Here is a 17,324-nt window from a genome sequence, read left to right as displayed (position 1 = left end):
CACGCCCGCCGCGCCGAGAGGCGAACCGACCCCATCGGCCTGCTGTTGCTCGACGCGGATCGAAGCCGCCCTCGAGACCGACCGAGCAAGCGCAGCGACGGACGCCCCTCGCGACCCGTCGACCGGCTCGTGCTGCGGCTCGACCCCTGCAGAGCCCGAAAGGCCGGCTTGTGGCTGCGGCAGCGGGGCGGCGTCCGCTCGACCGTAGGTGGAGCAGGGTCTGCGCGGCTGCTCAGTGGCTGTCGTGCTTGCGCGCCTCGATGATGAGCTTCGCCAGGACGTCCGGCTGGGTGATCGGGAGCAGATGATCGCCCGGGAGCTCGAGGACTTGGACGCACTCGTGCGGCCATCGGAGGACGTCGCCGGCCGGTGCTCGCGAGTCGTCGGTCGCCAGTACGACCGTCGTGACGCTCGTGGGCTGCGAGATCCACGACGGGAGCGGGTTCTCGTCGAGCAGCGACACGACCGCGTCCCGGTAGGCAGGCCAGGAGTGGTTCACGCTCTCTCGCGCGAGCTCACTCGGCGTCTCGCGAGCGATGTGGGTCACCAGCGCGGCGGCGGGGCCGCGCAGGACGCACATCACGGCGCACGCAGTGCTCGCGACGCGTGATCCGTTGACGATGTGCCGAGCCATCCAGTCGTCGCGCCCGAGTCGCTCTCGCGCGGCCGCGCCGCTGCGGAACACCGGCGGGCAGACCAGGATGAGCTCACGGACGAGCTCAGGGCGGCGGGCGGCGACCCCGACGGCGACCGCGCACCCGAATGAGTGCCCCATGACGACGACCGAGCGTGCGCCGACGGCATCGAGGAGCCGCAGCACCGCGGTCACATGGTCATCGAGGCCGAACTTCGTCCCGATCGATCGCGAGGCTCCGAAGCCGAGTAGATCGGGGCGCAGGTTCGGTGCATCGGCCTCGTCGAGCAGACGGCCAAGGGGCGTCCAGACGCTCCGCGAAGCCGCCAACCCGTGCAGGAGAAGAACCTCGGGCGCCTGATCGGTTGGCCCTCCTCGGGTGTGCGCGAGCAGCACGACCTCCGGGGAACGCTGCGGACGCAGCAAGGCGTCGCCGCCGATGCCGATCCCTGGAGGCATCCCCGCGTCGACCTCTTGTCGGCGCGCGCGGCGCCAGCGCAGCAGCGCCCACACGTAGAGACCAACGAGAGCCGCAGCGAGGCCTATCGCGCCGACCGGATCCCTCGCTCGATCGATCGGCAGCATCGCGGCGAGAGCGATCAGCGCGGCGGTCCACCGAAGGTGATGCTGCATGGGACGCCCTGTCAGCACCAGCCGTCCGCCGGCCAGGAGCGCAGCGGCACCGAGCGCGATCGGTATCGCCGTCAACGGTCGGCGACCGCGATGGAGCGACGGAGCACCAAGGTCACGCAGAGAAGGAGCACCACCACCCAGCCCGCGCTGACAAGGAGTTCGGTGCCCGCTGGAAGTCATCGGCGAACGCGCCATCGACGATCACGCGTCCGGAGGCGTAGCCGGGAAGCACCGCGGCCCAGACTGGAGGCTCGCCGGCACCGAACATCGGGTTCTGCACGACGCCGAGGTCGAGCATCGCGCCGAACAGCACGAGGTACGTTGCTCCGAGCCGACCCACGACGGCCCCGGCCAGGGTGCCGAGCAGGCCGTAGGTGGTACCGACGAGCAGGTTGCCGAGGGCAAAGGCCGACCATTGGCGCGGCGTGAAACTCAGGGCGGTCACCCCGAGCGAGACGACGAGGACGAGCACTGTCGTCGCCGCGACGACCAGGAGCCGCGGTCCGAGGACCTGCGTGGGGCGGAACCCGGCGAGCACCAGGCGCCGATCGGCCTGCAGCGCGGACTGCATGACGAAGACGCCGACCAGCCCGGCCAGGAACGAGATCGTGATCGCGGTCATCACTGCGCCGTGCACGTCGCGCATCGTCGTCAGCGTCGTCGCGCCGCCTGGGAGCTGCACGGTGCGGGGCAGCAGTTCGGTGGCCAGGACCGAGCGTGTGATGAAGAAGAACGGCAGCCCGACGAGCAGCACGAGCAGCAGCGGACGACGTGTCTGCTCGGCGAAGCCCATGCGCGTCGCGGTCAGGACCCGGCTCATGCGCGACTCCGGGATGCGAGCACAAAGGCACCCGATGCAGCGGCCAGCGCCCCGAAGGTGATCAGCGCGAGGCCGACCCAGGCCGACGTGTCGGTCCGGCCGCCGAGGCCGGCGGTCAGCAACACGTCGGCCGCCTTGCGGCTGACGCTGTACGGGGCCGCCTCGGCGGTCATGCCCGGGCCGGAGAACACGTCCAGCAGGAAGATGAAGGTCACAGCGAGCGACCCCTCGAGGGGATCGTCGATCAACGATCCGACCAGGATGCCGATCGCGAGGTAGATGACGGCGAAGGCCAGAACCGCCACGGCCGCGTGCCACGGATGCGCGATGCCGGTACGAGCGAGGAGGGCGAGGAGCCCCGCCGACGCGGCGATCACCGCCAGCATAAGCGAGGCCGTGATCCGTGACGCAGCGACGCGAGCAGGGCCCAGTCCCGTCAGCGCCAGACGTCGGTCTGCCCCCCGCGAGGACGTAGCTTGGAACAGCCCGAGCGTGCCCGCGATGAACGCGGCCGCCCAGCCCGCACCGAGTGTGCTGGCGGCGTCACCGGCCAGCGAGCCCCCGAGCGCTCCGGCGAAGTCCTGCAGCACCTCTGCGGCGGCGACGACGAAGATCGCCGGGACCGCGACGAGGAGCACGAGCGTGGAGGGGTCGCGCAGCTGCTCGCGGACGAAGGTGGCCGTCCGCATCACAGCGTCTTGCAGCGGCCGTCCCGCAGTTCGTAGAGGCGGTCGAGTCGCTCGCGCTCTGCCAGCAGGTGGCTGACGACGAGAATGCCCATGCCCTCGTCGCGGCGCCGCTCGGCCATCTTCCAGAACTGGACGTAGGTCCCCAGTCGAACCCGCTGTAGGGCTCGTCGAGCAGCAGCAGCTGGGGATCGTGCAGGAGTGCGAGCGCGAGGTTGAGCTTCTGCCGCGTTCCACCGGAGAGGTCCTCGACGCGGTAGTCGAGGTACTTGGCGAAGTTCAGGTCGACCAGTAGCGCAGCCTGCGAACCGGCGGCCCGGGCCGGCTCGAGGTCGTAGGCCTCGGCGAAGAGTTCGAAGTGCTCTCGCACCTTGAGCTTCTCCCACAGCAGAGGCAGCTGCGGGCAGTAGCCGAGCCGCTCGGGCCGGTCGATCGTGCCGGCGTCGCGTCCGAGCAGACCGACGAGGATCTGCAGTAGGACGCTCTTGCCCGAACCGTTCTCGCCCACGAGCCCGACGAGCTCGCCGGGCGCAACGGTGAGGCTCGCGCCGCGGAGGACGTCAACGCGTCGTCGTTTCCACGGCGGCCCGCGGCGGAAGCCCTTGCGGACGTCCGAGACCACCAGCACGGGCGCGGGCACGGCTCGGATCGTCGGTGCCGGCGAGACCGATGCCGATCCCTGGGGCATCACGCCCGGCCACGTGGCCGCGGGATGTGCAACCGCTTGAGCATCACGGCGTTGACGGCGACGATGATGCTCGAGTCCGCCATGGAGATGGCGGCGATCTCGGGGCGCAGGACGAAGCCCAGGGGAGCGAACACTCCGGCGGCGATCGGCAGTCCCAGCGAGTTGTAGCCGACGGCCCACCAGAGGTTCTGTCGGACCTTGCGCACCGTCCCGCGACCGATGGTGATGGCGATGACCACGTCGAACGGGTCCGAGCGCATCAGGACGACGTCGGCGGTCTCGACGGCGACGTCGGTGCCGGCGCCGATCGCGATGCCGACGTCGGCCTGCGCGAGGGCCGGCGCATCGTTGACGCCGTCTCCGACCATGGCGACCTTGCGGCCCTGCGCCTGCAGCTCGGCGATCTTCGCGGCCTTGTCGCCCGGCAGCACTTCTGCGAACACCTCGTCGATGCCCACCTCGGCGGCGATGCGCTCAGCGGTGGCCTTGCTGTCCCCGGAGATCATGACCGGCCGCACGCCGAGGTCCTTGAGCGCCTGCACGGCTTCGGCCGAGGTCTCCCGTGTCGCGTCGGCGATGGCGATGACGGCGACCGCGGCGCCGTCGAGCGCGACGAGCACGGTCGTGCGGCCCTCACCCGCGAGCTCGGCCGCACGCGGCCCAAGACCGCCCAGGCTGATGCCTTCCCGGGCCAGCAGACGCGCGTTGCCGACCGCGAGCCGGTGCCCTTCCACCACGGCGAGCGCGCCGTGCCCGGGGACCGCCTCGAAGGACGCGACCACAGGGAGCGTGAGCGAGCGGGCCTGCGCCGCGCGGACAACCGCCTCGGCCAGTGGGTGCTCGCTCTCGCGTTCGACCGCCGCCACCAGGCGGAGCACGTCGTGCTCGGAGGAGCCGTCGGCCGTGGCGATGCTCACCACTTCCGGCTCGCCGCGCGTCAGCGTGCCGGTCTTGTCGAAGACGACGGTGTCGAGCTTCGCGGCCTGCTCCAGGCCCATCGCGTGCTTGAAGAGCACGCCCCGCTTGGCGCCGAGTCCGGTGCCGACCATGATCGCCGTCGGTGTCGCGAGCCCGAGCGCGTCGGGACAGGTGATGACGACCACGGTGATAGCGAACAGCAGCGAGCGTTCGACGTCGCTGCCGACGATCACGTACCAGACGAGGAAGGTGACGAGACCACCGACCAGCGCGACGAGCACGAGCCAGAAGGCGGCCCGGTCCGCCAGCCGCTGGCCCGGCGCCTTGGAGTTCTGCGCCTCCTGGACGAGCTTGACGATCTGGGCGAGCGCGGTGTCCGCCCCGACAGCGGTCGCCCGGGCACGCAGCGTGCCGTTCTTGTTGATCGTCGCTCCGATCAGCTGGTCCCCGACGCCCTTGCGGACCGGCAGGCTCTCGCCGGTCACCGTCGACTCGTCAACGTCGCTCGACCCCTCCTCGACCACCGCGTCGACGGGGAGCTTCGCCCCGGGGCGGATGAGGACCAGGTCGCCGACGACGACCTCTGCGGTGGGCACCTCGACGGGCTCGCCCTCCCGGAGGACAACCGCGGTCGGCGGCGCGAGGTCGAGCAGCTCCCGGATGGCGTCATTGGTGCCGCGGCGCGCACGCATCTCGAACCAGTGGCCGAGCAGCACGAAGGTGGCGAGCATCGCCGACGCCTCGTAGAAGACGTCGCCCTCGATGAAGAACGTCGCGGCGAAGGAGTACAGCCAGGCCGTGCCGATCGCCACAGCGACCAGGACCATCATGTCCAGCGTGTGCGCACGGAGTGCCGCGACCGCGCCGACGAAGAAGATCGAGCAGGCGTACAGGACGATCGGCAGGCTCAGGACCAGCAGCCAGACATCACGGTCCATGCCGAACGGCGTCGCCAGCTCCGTGCCCAGCACCTGCGCGCCCACCATCGACCACAGCACCGTCGGGATGGCGAAGGTCAGCGCCACCAGGAAGCGGTTGCGCATGTCGCGGGCCATGGCGTCCATCGACATGCCGGCGTGCCCGCCGTCACCGTCGCCGTGGGCCTTACCGGCCCGCTCGACCGCCGCGCCGTCCCGCGGGCCCGGAAGACCCTCCTGCGCGTACGGGTCGCAGACGTGCCCCGGAACGGACTGGCCTGCGCAGTGATACCCGCACTCCACGACCCATCCCTGGAGGTCCTCGACGGACGTCAGACCAGGATCGAAGACGACCGTCGCGGTCTGGGCCACGACGTTGGCCTCGACCTCGAGCACCCCAGGGCGGCGTGAGAGCGCGCCCTCGACGATCGCGTCCTCGCCCGCGTAGGACAAACCGCGAGGTTGTCCCGTAGCTCGTAGAACTTTGTAGGCGGCGGTTCTCCCGCCTCGTCCGCTCCCGTTGGGAGCGTGACGGGTGCTTGAAGTCCATCCGAGACAGGAGAACCGCCGTGAGGAACGTAGAGCAGGACCCCGACGGCCGCGAGCTCGCGCTGCCGCCCGCTGTGCAGGAGGCGCTCGGAGAGCTCGTCAATGCCGCCAAGGACGGGCTGCTGGCGTTGAGCGTCGGCGTCGGGCTCGGCGTGCTGGACACGCTGATGGAAGAAGAGGTCACCGAGGTCGTCGGCCCGAAAGGCCGACGCGACCCGGACCGCGTCGCGGTGCGCCACGGCCACGAACCGGGCGAGGTCACCTTGGGCGGCCGGCGTGTCGGCGTGCAACGCCCGCGGGTGCGGGCCGCTGACGGCAGCGGCGAGATCCGCCTTCAGACCTACGCGCACTTCGCCGACCGTGACCCACTCACCCGGGTCGTGCTCGAGCAGATGCTCGCCGGCGTCTCCACGCGACGGTTCGCGCGCACCCGGGAGCCGGTCGGCGAGCACGTGACCGCGGCCGAGCGGTCGACCTCCAAGAGCGCGGTCAGCCGCGAGTTCGTCGGGCGCACGACCGAGCACCTGCGCGCGCTCATGTCGCGCGACCTGGGCGACGTGCGGTTGGCGGCGCTGATGCTCGACGGGATCGAGCTCAAAGGCCGCTGCTGCGTCGTCGCCCTCGGGGTCACGACCGATGGGGTGAAGGTCCCGCTCGGCCTCTGGGACGGCAGCACCGAGAACCAGACGGTCGCCCGGCACCTCCTCGCCGACCTCGTCGACCGTGGCCTGGACCTCGACCAGGGCGTCCTGGTCGTCCTGGACGGCGGAAAGGCGCTGCGCGCGGCGGTCGACCAGGTCCTCGGCCCGGTCCCCGTCCAGCGATGCATCCGCCACAAGGAGAGGAACGTCCTGGACCACCTCCCCGAGGCCGATCGCGACCTCGTCAAGCGCAGGTTGCGCACCGCCTGGAAGCAGTCCAACTACGAGCTCGCGCTCGACGGCCTCAACCGGCTCGCCGACGAACTCGCCCACTCCCATCCCGGAGCCGCGGCGTCGCTGCGCGAAGGCCTCCCCGAGACGCTCACACTGCAGCGCCTCGGCTGCCCCGAGCAACTCCGCCGCACCCTCGCCTCGACGAACCCGATCGAGTCGATGATCGAGTTCGTCCGCCGCACCTCCAGGAACGTGAAGCGCTGGCAGTCCGGCGACATGTGCCTCAGATGGACCGCCGCCGGCATGCTCGAAGCCGAACAGCAGTTCCGGAAAATCATCGGCGTCGACCACCTCGCCACACTCACGATCGCCGTCGAGCGCGACCTCGCCGCCCGACGCTCCGCAACCGCCTCGCCGACCATGTCCACCACGACCCCCGAGCCGGCCGCTACGCTCGCACCCGCTCACTGATCACCGAACCGCCGCCGAGAAGTTCCACGGCGACCGGGACATCCTCCAAACCGCCGACGTGGAGGACGGCGACCGATCTGCGTGCTTCGGCAGACGCGATGTCGTGCTCAGCGATCGCCACGGTCAGACCCGCCCGGCGAACGCATCATCATCCACATCATCCCGCCCATCATCGCCCCGCAAAGCAGCAGCGGCAGGACAGCAAGCGCCCCGGCACCGGTCGACAGCAGGACCACTCCCGCGACGACCAGCAGTACACAGATCACCATGTGGTTCGACTTCATGTCAGGCCTCTCGTCGTTTTGCGTCCCTCGACGCTAGGCGGGCGCGGACGGGTCGGCATCCGTGGACCGGCGCAAGATCGTTGCGGGCTCCTACGCAGTGTCGGTGTTGAGCGTGTCACCGTGCAGGGTCGCTCCGCGGGGCCTGCCCGCGACGAGCGGGGATCGGTCGTCGGTGCACTGCTCTTCGCCCGCTCACGCGATACCGACTGAGCCCCGTGCACACGGACATGCCACCATCGATATTCCGACCGGAGTCCCCTGGGTGAACGCGCTCGAACCTCAGCCTCACGCCCACGGCGGGCACCGGCATACCCACTCGCACGGCGGTCCGCACCGCCACCTCCGCTATCCACACCAGTCCGGTCCCGCGTCGGGCCCGCTGGCCAACCCGGTGTACCGCCGGCTCTTCGCCGCGCAGGTCATCGCGCTCGTCGGGACCGGTGTGACGACGGTCGCGCTCGGACTTCTCGCCTACGACCTGGCCGGCCCGAACGCCGGCGCTGTGCTGGGTGTCGCGCTCGCGCTGAAGATGGTCGCGTACGTCGGGCTCTCGCCGGTGATCGCCGCGCACGCGCACCGCGTCGACCGCAGGAGCCTGCTGGTCGGTCTCGACCTAGCTCGAGCCGGGGTGCTGTTTCTTCTGCCGGTCGTCACGCAGGTGTGGCAGGTCTTCGTCCTGATCCTCGTGGTCAACGCCTGCGCGGCCGGGTTCACCCCGGCGTTCCAGGCCACGATCCCCGAGGTCCTTCCCGACGAGGGGGACTACACGCGCGCGTTGTCGTTCTCGCGGGTGGCTTACGACGTCGGCGAGATTCTCGCGCCGGCGATCGCTGCAGCGATGCTGCTGCTCGTTGACTTCGACGCGCTCTTCGCGCTCAACGGCGTGACGTTCCTCCTCTCCGCGCTGCTCATCGCCGGACTCGCGCTCCCCAAGGCGACCCGCGATGTCTCCGACCGGTCCTGGAGGCGGATCACGCTCGGCGCCCGCCGCTTCTGGACCCTGCCACGGTTGCGAGGGCTGCTGGCGCTGAACTTCGCCGCGGCAGCTGCCAGTGCCACGGTGATCGTCAACACCGTCACGCTCGTCCGTGAGGACTTCGAACGCAGCAGCACCGCGGTCGCCGTCGCCCTGGCTGCCGCCGGGATCGGCTCTGTCATCACGGCAGCAGCGGTACCCCGCCTGCTGCATCGGGTGAGCGACCGCGCGGCCATGCTGACCGGCGGCCTCGTTCTCGCTGCCGGGCTGTCACTCGTCGGCCTGGTCCCCACCTACGGAGCGCTGCTCCTGCTCTGGGTCGTGCTCGGCGCCGGCCTGGCACTGGTCCAGACGCCGGCCGGCCGGCTGATCCAGCGATCCGGGGACCGGGACGACCTGCCTCCGCTCTTCGCGGCGCAGTTCGCGCTGTCCCACGCATGCTGGCTAGTCACCTACCCGGTGGCCGGGGCCTTGGGCGCCGTGGTCGGTATCGGTCCGGTGGCGCTCGGGCTCGGCCTCAGCTGCGCGGTGTCGGTCGCGCTGGCGTCCCGTCTGTGGACGCGCTGACGGCCGACCCCTTCGGCAACGCGCAGGAGCAGCTCGTGCGATCGCGGCGCCCGGCCACTGTGCGATCACCGGCTCCGGGCTGACGACGAGCGCGTCCACGAGCAACTTCGTCCGCCGCGGGAAGTGGCCCCCCGCCTACAGAGGACGGCCGAGGAGCGGCGCCGCTCTCCCGCAGCGTGGCAGCCCGGCCCCGGTTGCAGTTCGTCATTCACCTGCCCGGATTTGTTGCTCCTGGCCGGGCACGCGTGCTGAGGTCCCCGCACTGTCGCCTTGTACTGGCACAAGGCGGTCGGCGAAGAGCTCAGGTGATTCTGCGAAGACGGCAGCGCACGCGGTGGAGCAGAACAACACCGACTTGCCCTCATGGACGAGTGACGCCGGCGCACCGCCGGGACTCACCGGCTGCCACGACGGTGGCGTCGGTCAGAAGTGCTTCGTCGGCCCGTGCCTCGGCCGCCACGCGCGCGGCGATGTTGACCGTGGCGCCGAACCAGTCCGCGCCGCGCTGCACCGCCGGTCCGGTGTGCACGCCGATGCGCACCGCCAGCGATCCGTGCCGGCTCCCGAGTTCTCCCACGGCGCACTCGGCCAGGCATACGGCTCGTGCCGCGTCGCCGATGTGCACCAGCACTGCGTCGCCCATCGTCTTGATCTCCCGGGCCTCGTGTCGCGTCACGAGTCGGCGCATGCCGTCGACGAAGTCCGCGGCGACGTCGGCGGCCCGCTCGTCGCCGTGCGCTTCGGTGAGAGCGGTGAACCCGGCGAGGTCGGCAATGAGGAACGAGTGCATGACGGCGGCGGGAGCGTACTCGACGGGATGGAGCAGGTTCGGAGGCTCAGGCTCACCGGCGGCCGAGTGTTCCGACGCCCGGGACGAACCGTCCGGTGCTCTCGGCGTACGCGCGGTACCCGTCGCCGTGGGCGGCCAGGAGGTAGGGCTCCTCGACGGCTCTGACCTGCAGCTGGATGGCGAGCACGAGGAGGCCGAGGCCGAGGAAGGCCAAGACTCCGGGCACCATGAGCGTCAGGCCGAGCGCGGCGACCACCAGGGCGGTGAAGAACGGATTGCGGACGTGGGAGAACGGCCCGGCACGGACGAGGTCGGTCTGCTCGGTGGCGTCGACCCCGACACGCCAGGTGGCGCCCATGGCCTGCTGGACGGCGAGGGAGCCCGACGCTCCAGCGAGGAAGACTGCCAGCCCGACCCCGCGCAGCACGTCGGACTCGAACACGACGGAGGCACCGAGGAGGTCGGCGACGGGCGCTGCGACTCCCAGGGCGAGCGCGACGGCGAAGAGCACGCCGCCGAACCACGCGGCCGACCCGGGGCGTCCGCTGATGCCGCGCCATCCGGCGGTGCCGGTGGCGCGTTTGAGCAGCAGTGCGCGGCCGAGGAACGCGACGAGGAGGTAGATCAGGAAGAGTCCGAGCGCGAGCGTCGTCATGTGTCAGCCCTCCGCTCGGGCCGCGGCGATGCGGACCAGTCCGTCCTTCGGGAAGACGACGTCGAGCAGGCGTCCGTCGTAGACGACGCCGACGTGTGAGTCGGTCCCGAGCGCGATCAGTCGTCTGCGAGCGTCGGCATCGAAACGCATCTCGTCGCGGTCGTCGCCGGTGCGCACTTCGACGACGTCCTCGCCCGAAGCGATCGGCTCGGTCGAGTCGACGGCGATCCAGCACTCCTTGCCCGCGGGACCGTCCTGCGTGCGGAGCGCGGTGCGGCCAACCTCGGCGCGCGCGGCGTCCTCCGTGACGCACAGTGCCCGGGGACTGGCTCGGGCCCAGTCCAGGACGGTCAGGCGGTCCGAGCGCAGATCGCGGTCGGGAGCGTCACCGCCACAACCGGCGAGCAGCGCGAGCCCGATGAGGGCGGCGAAGGGGGGAGTAGGTCGCATACAACCCCGACGATACACACCAACGAACGTTGGTACATTGTTGCAATGAGTGAAAGCTGCGACCTGCTGTGCCTCGATCTCGACCTGGCTGAGCGCCTGCGCCAAGAGCTGCCTGCGCTGGAGGAGCTCGAGACGATGGCGGAGCAGGTCCGTGCGCTGGCCGACCCCACCCGTCTGGGTCTGGCCATGGCGCTGCGCGACGGCGGCGAGCTCTGCGTGTGCGACCTCGCGTGGGTGAGCGGCCGACAGGAGCGACTGGTCTCCCATCACGTGCGTCAACTCCGCGCCGGAGGGCTGGCGACCTCGCGCAAGGAGGGACGCATGGTCCTCTACTCGCTCACCTCCCGCGGCAGCGAACTGCTCGCGGTCGTGGCCTCGACGAGCGTGCGCGCATGAACGCGCCGGTCGAGCTGCCGATGGCCCAGCCCGCCCCGGCGCCGTCGTCGCCGGCGCCCGTCGGCGTTCATCGCCTGCGTATCGAGGGGATGGACTGCGGGTCCTGCGCGACCACCCTCGAGCGGACGGTCCGGGACGTCGATGGTGTCGAGCGCGTTGCCGTCACGTTCAGCACGGGCGTGATGACGGTCGACGGGCCGGCCAGCGACGAAGCGCTACGCGCCGCGGTTCGCCGCGCCGGCTTCACGGTCCGCGACACGTCGCCGGGCGCGTCCACCGGTCCGCGGCTGAACGCCCGTACCCGATCCACGCTCGGCGCGACCGCGCTGCTCCTCGCGGCCATCCCGACAGCCGTACTGGGTGCGCCCGACCGCGCCGTCGAGGGCCTGACGATCGCGTCGATCCTGCTGGGCGGTTGGCCGATCGCGCGAGCGGCGGTGGCCGGGATCCGCGCACGCCACCTGGATATGAACGTGCTGATGACGCTCGCGGCGGTCGGCGCGCTGGCGATCGGCGAGCACGTCGAGGCGGCGCTGGTCGTCGTGCTCTTCGCGATCGGCACGACGCTCGAGTCGCTGGCGATGGATCGCAGCCGCCGCTCCGTCGAGGCGCTGCTCGATCTCGCTCCCCTGCAGGCCACCGTGCTGCTCGGGAGTGCCGAGCACCGGGTGGACGTGGGGCAGGTACCCGTCGGCGCGCTGGTCGTCGTGCGACCCGGCGAGCGGATCGCGCTCGACGGCGTCGTGCACGAAGGGGAGTCGGCGGTCGACGAGTCGGCACTGACCGGCGAGGCTGTCCCGGTCACCAAGACCGTCGGCAGCGAGGTCTTCGCCGGCACCTTCAACGAGGTCGGGTCCTTCGTGCTGCGTGTGACGGCCGACGCCGAGCACTCGACCCTCGCGCGGATCGCGCAGCTCGTCGCCGACGCCCAAGGCACCCAGGCACCCTCCGAGCGGTTCGTCGATCGCTTCGCCCGCCGCTACACCCCGATCGTCGTCCTCGCCGCCGCGGCGACCGCGGTGCTGCCACCGCTGTTCGGTGGCGACCCGTCGACGTGGGTGTACCGCGGCCTGGCGCTGCTGATCGTCGCGTGCCCGTGTGCGCTGGTCATCTCGGTGCCGGTGAGCGTCGTCTCGGCCATCGGCGGCGCCGCGCGGCGCGGAGTGCTGATCAAGGGCGGTCAGGCACTCGAGGACCTCGGCCGCGTCCGCGTCCTCACGCTCGACAAGACCGGCACACTCACCGAGGGTCGGCCCGAGCTGCGAGCCATCGAACCGCTGGACGAAACCGACCCCGACCACGCGCTCGCGCTCGCGGCGGCGGTCGAGCGGCGCTCCGAGCATCCGCTTGCCCGCGCCATCGTGCGGGCCGCCGAGGACCGAGGCGTCCCCATCCCCGAGAGCACCGCGTTCACGGCGTCGCCCGGACGAGGCGCCCGGGCCACCGTCGAGACACGCGAGCTCTGGGTCGGCGGCCCCCGCCAGGCACGAGAGCACGAGGCGCAGGTGCCGCCGGACGCTCGAGCGATGCAAGACGAGGGGCAGACCGCGGTCATGCTCGGTGAAGGCTCGAGGCTGCTCGCCGTCTTCGGTCTCGCCGACCGCCCGCGCAGCAACGCCGCCGCCGCGCTGACACGCGTCCGCGAGCTCGACGGCGTGGAGCATGTCGAGATGCTCACCGGAGACAGCGACCGCGTCGCCGCCGCACTGGCCGGCGAGGTCGGACTGCGGACCTGGCAGTCCGAGCTGCTGCCCGGGGACAAGCTCACCGCGATCCGCGCGCTGGCCGACGAGCACGGCCCGGTCGCCATGGTCGGCGACGGCATCAACGACGCCCCCGCACTCACCGCAGCGTCGGTCGGTATCGCGATGGGTGCCGCAGGCAGCGACATCGCCATCGAGGCCGCCGACGTGGCGCTCATGGCCGACGACCTCGACCGCGTCCCCGACGCCCTCGCGCACGGGAGCCGCGCCCTGCGGATCATGCGGCAGAACATCGCCGTGTCCCTCGCGACCAAGATCGTGTTCGTCGCGCTCGCGCCGCTGGGCTACGTCAGCATCGTCGTGGCCGTCATCGCCGACATGGGCGTCTCGCTGCTCGTGACCGCCAACGGCCTGCGGCTCCTGCGGATGCGCACCGGAGCGGGGGACCGGGAGGCACGAGAACAGCCAGGCGCCTGAACGCCGAGCAGTGCGTGGCGAGCCGCGCCACGTCACACGGCTGCTGTACTGACGGACGGTATGTCCGCAGAAGCGGTGGTTCGCGCGATGGTGATGTTCGCGGTGACGAACGTCGACGACGTCGTGCTCCTGGCGCTGTACTTCGCGCGTGCAACTGGGCATCACCGAGCGGTTCGCCGCGTCGTCGTCGGTCAGTACGTCGGCTTTACGGGCATTCTCGCGGTCTCTCTGGCCGCCGCGGTGGGGCTCGGCCAGTTCGACGATTCGGTCATTGCCTACCTCGGCTTGGTGCCTCTCGCGCTGGGGCTCAGAGCGGCGCACGACGTAGCGCGCGAAGGCGAGACGGCCCTGACTGGTCCCTCCGCCCCGTCGCAGAGTGGGGTCGCGCCGAGCATGTGGACCGTGGCAGCTGTCACGTTCGCAAACGGCGGCGACAACATCGGCATCTACGTGCCGGTATTCACCGCCGCCTCGACGCCCACACTGACGACCTACGTGGTCGTGTTCCTCTTGGGCGTGGCGGCCGCATGCATCGTTGGCCGGGCTGTTGCAGCCCGGCCACTCGTTGCGCGTGGCCTTGCGCGCTGGGGACACATCCTCCTCCCAATAGTGCTCTGCGTGATCGGCGGTTCGATCCTCATCCACGGTGGGGCGTTCGGCTTGTAGCTGCGGCACGCCCCCGGCCGGCACCCACGGCCAGAGGCGAGACGAGGGTGACGGCAGGCACGACCCCCGGTCACTGCACCACGAGATCGGTGAACAGCACGAGCTCGGTCTCGAGACACAGGATGTCGAGCTCCGTGGGGTGGACTCCATCGAGGCCGCAGAGCGCGAAGGCTTCCTCGGCTCGCCCAGCTTGCGTGTCGACGGCGTCGACGTCGAGGCGACGGCCGGAGACGGAGCGACCTCCGTCTGAAGTGCTCTACGCGACCGACGCTGGTCTGCGCGGTCTGCCATCCGATCGGCTGATCGAGACGGCGCTTCGCCGAGCGATGCGTTCGTTGCGGGTTGAGTCGGGACCAACGTGCGTAGCCGCCGGCGTTGCGCTCTGGGTTCGTTCGCCGACGCTTGCCGTTCCGGACGAGCCAGCAGGCTCCTGCGGCTCAGGGTCGGTGACCTTGTGTCATCGGCGTGAGCCCGTCTCGTGCGAGGCGATCCATTCCTCGAGCGTCCCGCGGCGGAAGCGGCGATAACGACCGATGCACACATGGGGGAGGCGGCCCGCTCGGGCCTCGGCGTAGACCCAGCTGACAGGGACCTGCAGGAGCCGAGCAACCGCTTCTGCGTCCAGCAGGGCGTCCTGCGGTGATCGGAGGTGACGGGGGGTGTTGTCGGAAAGCGTCATGCTTATCCAGTCGCGCGAGACGCCAACTACCTCCCCCGAGTTTCCCGCGAGCGCCGTCGTGGTCTTGCTCGAACCATGCGCCGATCGGGGTGCGAGCGCCGCCGGTGTCAGCTGAACGCGGCGTCGATGGTGTCGGCTTCGTTGTCGGTGGGGGAGTAGTGGGCGTAGATCTGGGTGGTCTTCATGTCGGCGTGTCCCATCCACTGCTGGATGGTGCGGATCGGGACGCCGGCGGCGGCCATCCGGGTACCGAAGGTGTGGCGGAGCTCGTGGAAGGTGACCTTGGGCAGCTCGTTGGCCGCCAGGGCCTTTGCGAATCGTCGCGTGAGCTTGGAGCGGTCGAGGGGGTGGCCGGTCTCGGGGTGGCAGAAGACCAGGTCGCCCGGGGCGGAGTAGTGCGAGCGGTCGCGTAGATCGGAGAGGGCTTGACCGACGTGGCTTGCCATCGGCACGGAGCGGCTCGAGTCGATGCTCTTGGTCTCGTCGAACTCCCCACGAACGTACGGAGAGACCACGCGTACGCGGCGTGCAGTGAAGTCGACATCTCGCCACCGTAGTCCGAGCAGTTCGCCCTGGCGAAGGCCGGTCATCGCGGCGGTGAGGTAGAGCGTTGACTCGATCGTCCCGAAGACATCGTCGGGGAACGTGCCGGCGATGAGCGTGTCGAGCTGAGGCTGATCGAGGAAGCGAATCCGTGTCTCGGACTTCTTGATCTGCGGACGGTCGGCGACCTTCACGGGGTTCGATGCGCACCAGCTCTTGCGGACGCCGATCTCGAAGATCGAATGGAGGGTGTTGACGTGATTGCGGATCGTCTTCATCGCGAGCGTCTTGCTCTTGACCCGGATGTACCGCTCGACGTCGTCGGGCGTGATCTCCGACAGTGCGCGGTCGTCGAAGAACGGAGCGAGATGGTTCTTTAGGTCGGACGCGACGGTGAGCTTGTGGCTCTTCCGGCGCCCGCGGATCTCGAGGCTGGACTTCAGCGCTTCGCCCGCCAACTCGACGGTGATGCGGGAGGACGTGTCTGCCGTTGGCGGGCGGTCGGCACTGCGGACCTTGGCGAACGCCTCCTCCGCCTGTCGACGGTTCAGTCCGTCGGTCACGTCGGTAGAAGTGGTGTAGGAGGACACCGGGTCCGGACGTAGTCCGACCACCGTGGTGTCCATGCTCGTCGGTCCCTTCCACAGGATCGATGAATGGAGCACCACGATGGCCGAGGACCGGATGATGACCCCTGCCGATGTCGTTGCGCGAGCGATGAGCGGCGAGCACGGAGATCTGTTGCGCGACGCGGTCGCGCTGGTCGTGCGTGAGTTGATGGAGGCCGAGGTCGCGCAGCTGACCGGGGCGGGCCGCGGTGAGCGGTCCGAGGACCGCGTCGCGAATCTCAACGGGTACCGCCAGCGGGCGTGGGACACCCGGGTGGGGAGCATCGAGCTGGCGATCCCCAGGACGCGGTCCGGGCCGTCGTACTTCCCGAGCTTCCTGGAGCCTCGGAGCCGGTGTGAGCAGGCGATCGTGAGCGTGGTGATGGAGGCCTACGTCAACGGCGTCAGCACCCGCAAGGTCGATCGGCTGGTGGAGCAGCTGGGGATCGGGGCGATGAGCAAGGACCGCGTCAGCCGGCTCTGTCGTGATCTGGACGAGCTGGTGGCCGAGTTCCGTGAGCGCGAGCTCACGGACGCCTATCCGTACCTGTGGCTGGATGCCAAGCACGTCAAGGTCCGCGAGCGCGGCCGGGTTGTCTCGAAGGCGCTGGTGGTCGCCTACGCGGTCAATCAGGACGGGGTGCGGGAGGTGATCGGCCTGGATATCGGCCAGGTCGAGTCGGGCCCGTTCTGGGTGGCGTTCCTGCGCTCGCTGAAAGCCCGTGGGCTGCACGGGGTGCAGCTCGCGATCAGCGACCACCACGAAGGCCTGAAGGCGGCGATCGCGCAGGTCCTGGACGCGCCGTGGCAGCGCTGCACCGTGCACTTCGTCCGCAACATGCACGGCCACTGCCGCCGCAACGAGCGCGGCCTGATCAGCGCTGGCCTGCGCGAGGTCTTCCAGGCCGCCGACGGCACCGAGGCGCGCCGCCGCGTCGGCGAACTGCTCGATCGCCTCGCACCGGTCGCTCCGAAGGTCTGCGAGCTGCTCGATGCTGCCGAAGAGGACCTCCTGGCGTTCTACGCGTTCCCGAAAGCGCACTGGAGCAAGCTGCGCTCGACCAACCCGCTGGAACGGGTCAACAAGGAGATCGGCAGGCGTTCGGATGTCGTCGGGATCTTCCCCAACGACGCGTCCGCGATCCGGCTCTGCGGCGCCGTCCTGATCGAGCAGAACGACGAGTGGCTGACCTGCCGGCGCTACCTCTCCGAAGAGTCGATGGCGGTCGTCCTGGCGGGCCCCATCGAGGACGCCGACGAGGTCCACGACCTGGAGGTCGCGAGCCTTGCGGCCTGACCCCCTCCGCTGGAGGCTGCACGCGTTGGGGGTCTCGCCTCG

At 70.4% G+C, this 17,324-nt stretch carries 16 protein-coding genes and 1 pseudogene; 6 read left to right on the top strand and 11 right to left on the bottom strand.

Annotation, left to right across the window (positions count from 1 at the left end; genetic code table 11):
* Positions 1-232: 232 nt before the first annotated feature.
* The 5 genes and pseudogenes from GKE82_RS04945 to GKE82_RS04925 form a co-directional block, all read right to left on the bottom strand.
* Positions 233-1,462: an alpha/beta fold hydrolase gene (locus GKE82_RS04945; RefSeq protein ID WP_230316090.1), complete on the bottom strand. Its 1,230-nt coding sequence runs from the start codon at positions 1,460-1,462 to the stop codon at positions 233-235.
* Complete coding sequence (locus GKE82_RS04940; protein WP_154732514.1) at positions 1,380-2,021, bottom strand: ABC transporter permease; 642 nt, start codon at positions 2,019-2,021, stop codon at positions 1,380-1,382. Before GKE82_RS04940 ends, GKE82_RS04945 begins: the two co-directional genes overlap by 83 nt.
* Positions 2,022-2,083: 62 nt before the next feature.
* The gene (locus GKE82_RS04935) at positions 2,084-2,725 is read right to left on the bottom strand and encodes a hypothetical protein (protein WP_154732513.1); all 642 of its coding nucleotides are present in this window, start codon (positions 2,723-2,725) and stop codon (positions 2,084-2,086) included.
* Between the two features lie 268 nt (positions 2,726-2,993).
* Positions 2,994-3,461 (bottom strand): annotated as a pseudogene (locus GKE82_RS31215) (ATP-binding cassette domain-containing protein); the annotation flags it as partial.
* Positions 3,461-5,749, bottom strand: a complete 2,289-nt coding sequence (locus GKE82_RS04925) for a cation-translocating P-type ATPase (protein WP_154732512.1) — start codon at positions 5,747-5,749, stop codon at positions 3,461-3,463. The pseudogene GKE82_RS31215 and the gene GKE82_RS04925, both read right to left, overlap by 1 nt.
* 116 nt (positions 5,750-5,865) lie before the next feature.
* On the opposite strand from GKE82_RS04925, the gene GKE82_RS04920 reads away from it, so the two are divergent.
* Positions 5,866-7,191: an IS256 family transposase gene (locus tag GKE82_RS04920; protein ID WP_196189050.1), complete on the top strand. Its 1,326-nt coding sequence runs from the start codon at positions 5,866-5,868 to the stop codon at positions 7,189-7,191.
* 107 nt (positions 7,192-7,298) lie between these two features.
* On the opposite strand, the gene GKE82_RS04915 is transcribed toward GKE82_RS04920, so the two are convergent.
* Positions 7,299-7,475, bottom strand: coding sequence for a hypothetical protein (locus GKE82_RS04915; RefSeq protein ID WP_154732511.1), 177 nt, complete (start codon positions 7,473-7,475; stop codon positions 7,299-7,301).
* A 379-nt stretch (positions 7,476-7,854) separates the two neighbouring features.
* On the opposite strand from GKE82_RS04915, the gene GKE82_RS04910 reads away from it, so the two are divergent.
* Positions 7,855-9,018 carry an MFS transporter gene (locus GKE82_RS04910; protein ID WP_154735016.1) on the top strand — a complete coding sequence of 388 codons (1,164 nt, stop codon included), beginning with the start codon at positions 7,855-7,857 and terminating at the stop codon, positions 9,016-9,018.
* A gap of 361 nt (positions 9,019-9,379) precedes the next feature.
* Here GKE82_RS04910 and GKE82_RS04905 read toward each other — a convergent pair whose 3' ends face one another.
* From GKE82_RS04905 to GKE82_RS04895, 3 genes are read right to left on the bottom strand one after another with little or no spacing between them, the layout of a single operon-like run.
* Positions 9,380-9,808, bottom strand: coding sequence for an adenylate/guanylate cyclase domain-containing protein (locus GKE82_RS04905; protein ID WP_154732510.1), 429 nt, complete (start codon positions 9,806-9,808; stop codon positions 9,380-9,382).
* Positions 9,809-9,860: 52 nt separating this feature from the next.
* Positions 9,861-10,463, bottom strand: a complete 603-nt coding sequence (locus GKE82_RS04900) for an isoprenylcysteine carboxylmethyltransferase family protein (RefSeq protein ID WP_154732509.1) — start codon at positions 10,461-10,463, stop codon at positions 9,861-9,863.
* A 3-nt stretch (positions 10,464-10,466) separates the two neighbouring features.
* A complete protein-coding gene (locus GKE82_RS04895; RefSeq protein WP_154732508.1) occupies positions 10,467-10,913 on the bottom strand; it encodes a hypothetical protein in 447 nt (148 codons plus the stop codon).
* Between the two features lie 45 nt (positions 10,914-10,958).
* On the opposite strand from GKE82_RS04895, the gene GKE82_RS04890 reads away from it, so the two are divergent.
* The 3 genes from GKE82_RS04890 to GKE82_RS04880 are packed head-to-tail and all read left to right on the top strand — an operon-like array spanning position 10,959 to position 14,155.
* Complete coding sequence (locus GKE82_RS04890; RefSeq protein ID WP_154732507.1) at positions 10,959-11,309, top strand: metalloregulator ArsR/SmtB family transcription factor; 351 nt, start codon at positions 10,959-10,961, stop codon at positions 11,307-11,309.
* On the top strand, positions 11,306-13,489 hold the full coding sequence (locus GKE82_RS04885) for a cation-translocating P-type ATPase (protein ID WP_154732506.1): 2,184 nt from the start codon (positions 11,306-11,308) through the stop codon (positions 13,487-13,489). The genes GKE82_RS04890 and GKE82_RS04885 overlap by 4 nt, the downstream gene beginning before the upstream one ends.
* A 60-nt stretch (positions 13,490-13,549) precedes the next feature.
* The gene (locus GKE82_RS04880; protein ID WP_154732505.1) at positions 13,550-14,155 is read left to right on the top strand and encodes a cadmium resistance transporter; all 606 of its coding nucleotides are present in this window, start codon (positions 13,550-13,552) and stop codon (positions 14,153-14,155) included.
* Between the two features lie 457 nt (positions 14,156-14,612).
* On the opposite strand, the gene GKE82_RS31210 is transcribed toward GKE82_RS04880, so the two are convergent.
* Positions 14,613-14,834, bottom strand: a complete 222-nt coding sequence (locus GKE82_RS31210; RefSeq protein WP_154732504.1) for a helix-turn-helix domain-containing protein — start codon at positions 14,832-14,834, stop codon at positions 14,613-14,615.
* A gap of 107 nt (positions 14,835-14,941) precedes the next feature.
* A complete protein-coding gene (locus tag GKE82_RS04870) occupies positions 14,942-16,003 on the bottom strand; it encodes a site-specific integrase (protein ID WP_154732503.1) in 1,062 nt (353 codons plus the stop codon).
* Between the two features lie 43 nt (positions 16,004-16,046).
* Between GKE82_RS04870 and GKE82_RS04865 the strand changes: the two genes are divergently transcribed.
* A complete protein-coding gene (locus GKE82_RS04865; protein ID WP_154735015.1) occupies positions 16,047-17,282 on the top strand; it encodes an IS256 family transposase in 1,236 nt (411 codons plus the stop codon).
* The last annotated feature ends 42 nt before the right edge of the window (positions 17,283-17,324 follow it).

Origin of the sequence: Conexibacter sp. W3-3-2, assembly GCF_009707605.1 — a bacterium.
Classification (GTDB): domain Bacteria; phylum Actinomycetota; class Thermoleophilia; order Solirubrobacterales; family Solirubrobacteraceae; genus Paraconexibacter; species Paraconexibacter algicola.
Note: the sequence above shows the minus strand (reverse complement) of the source record. Positions and strands in the feature narration are given on the sequence as shown.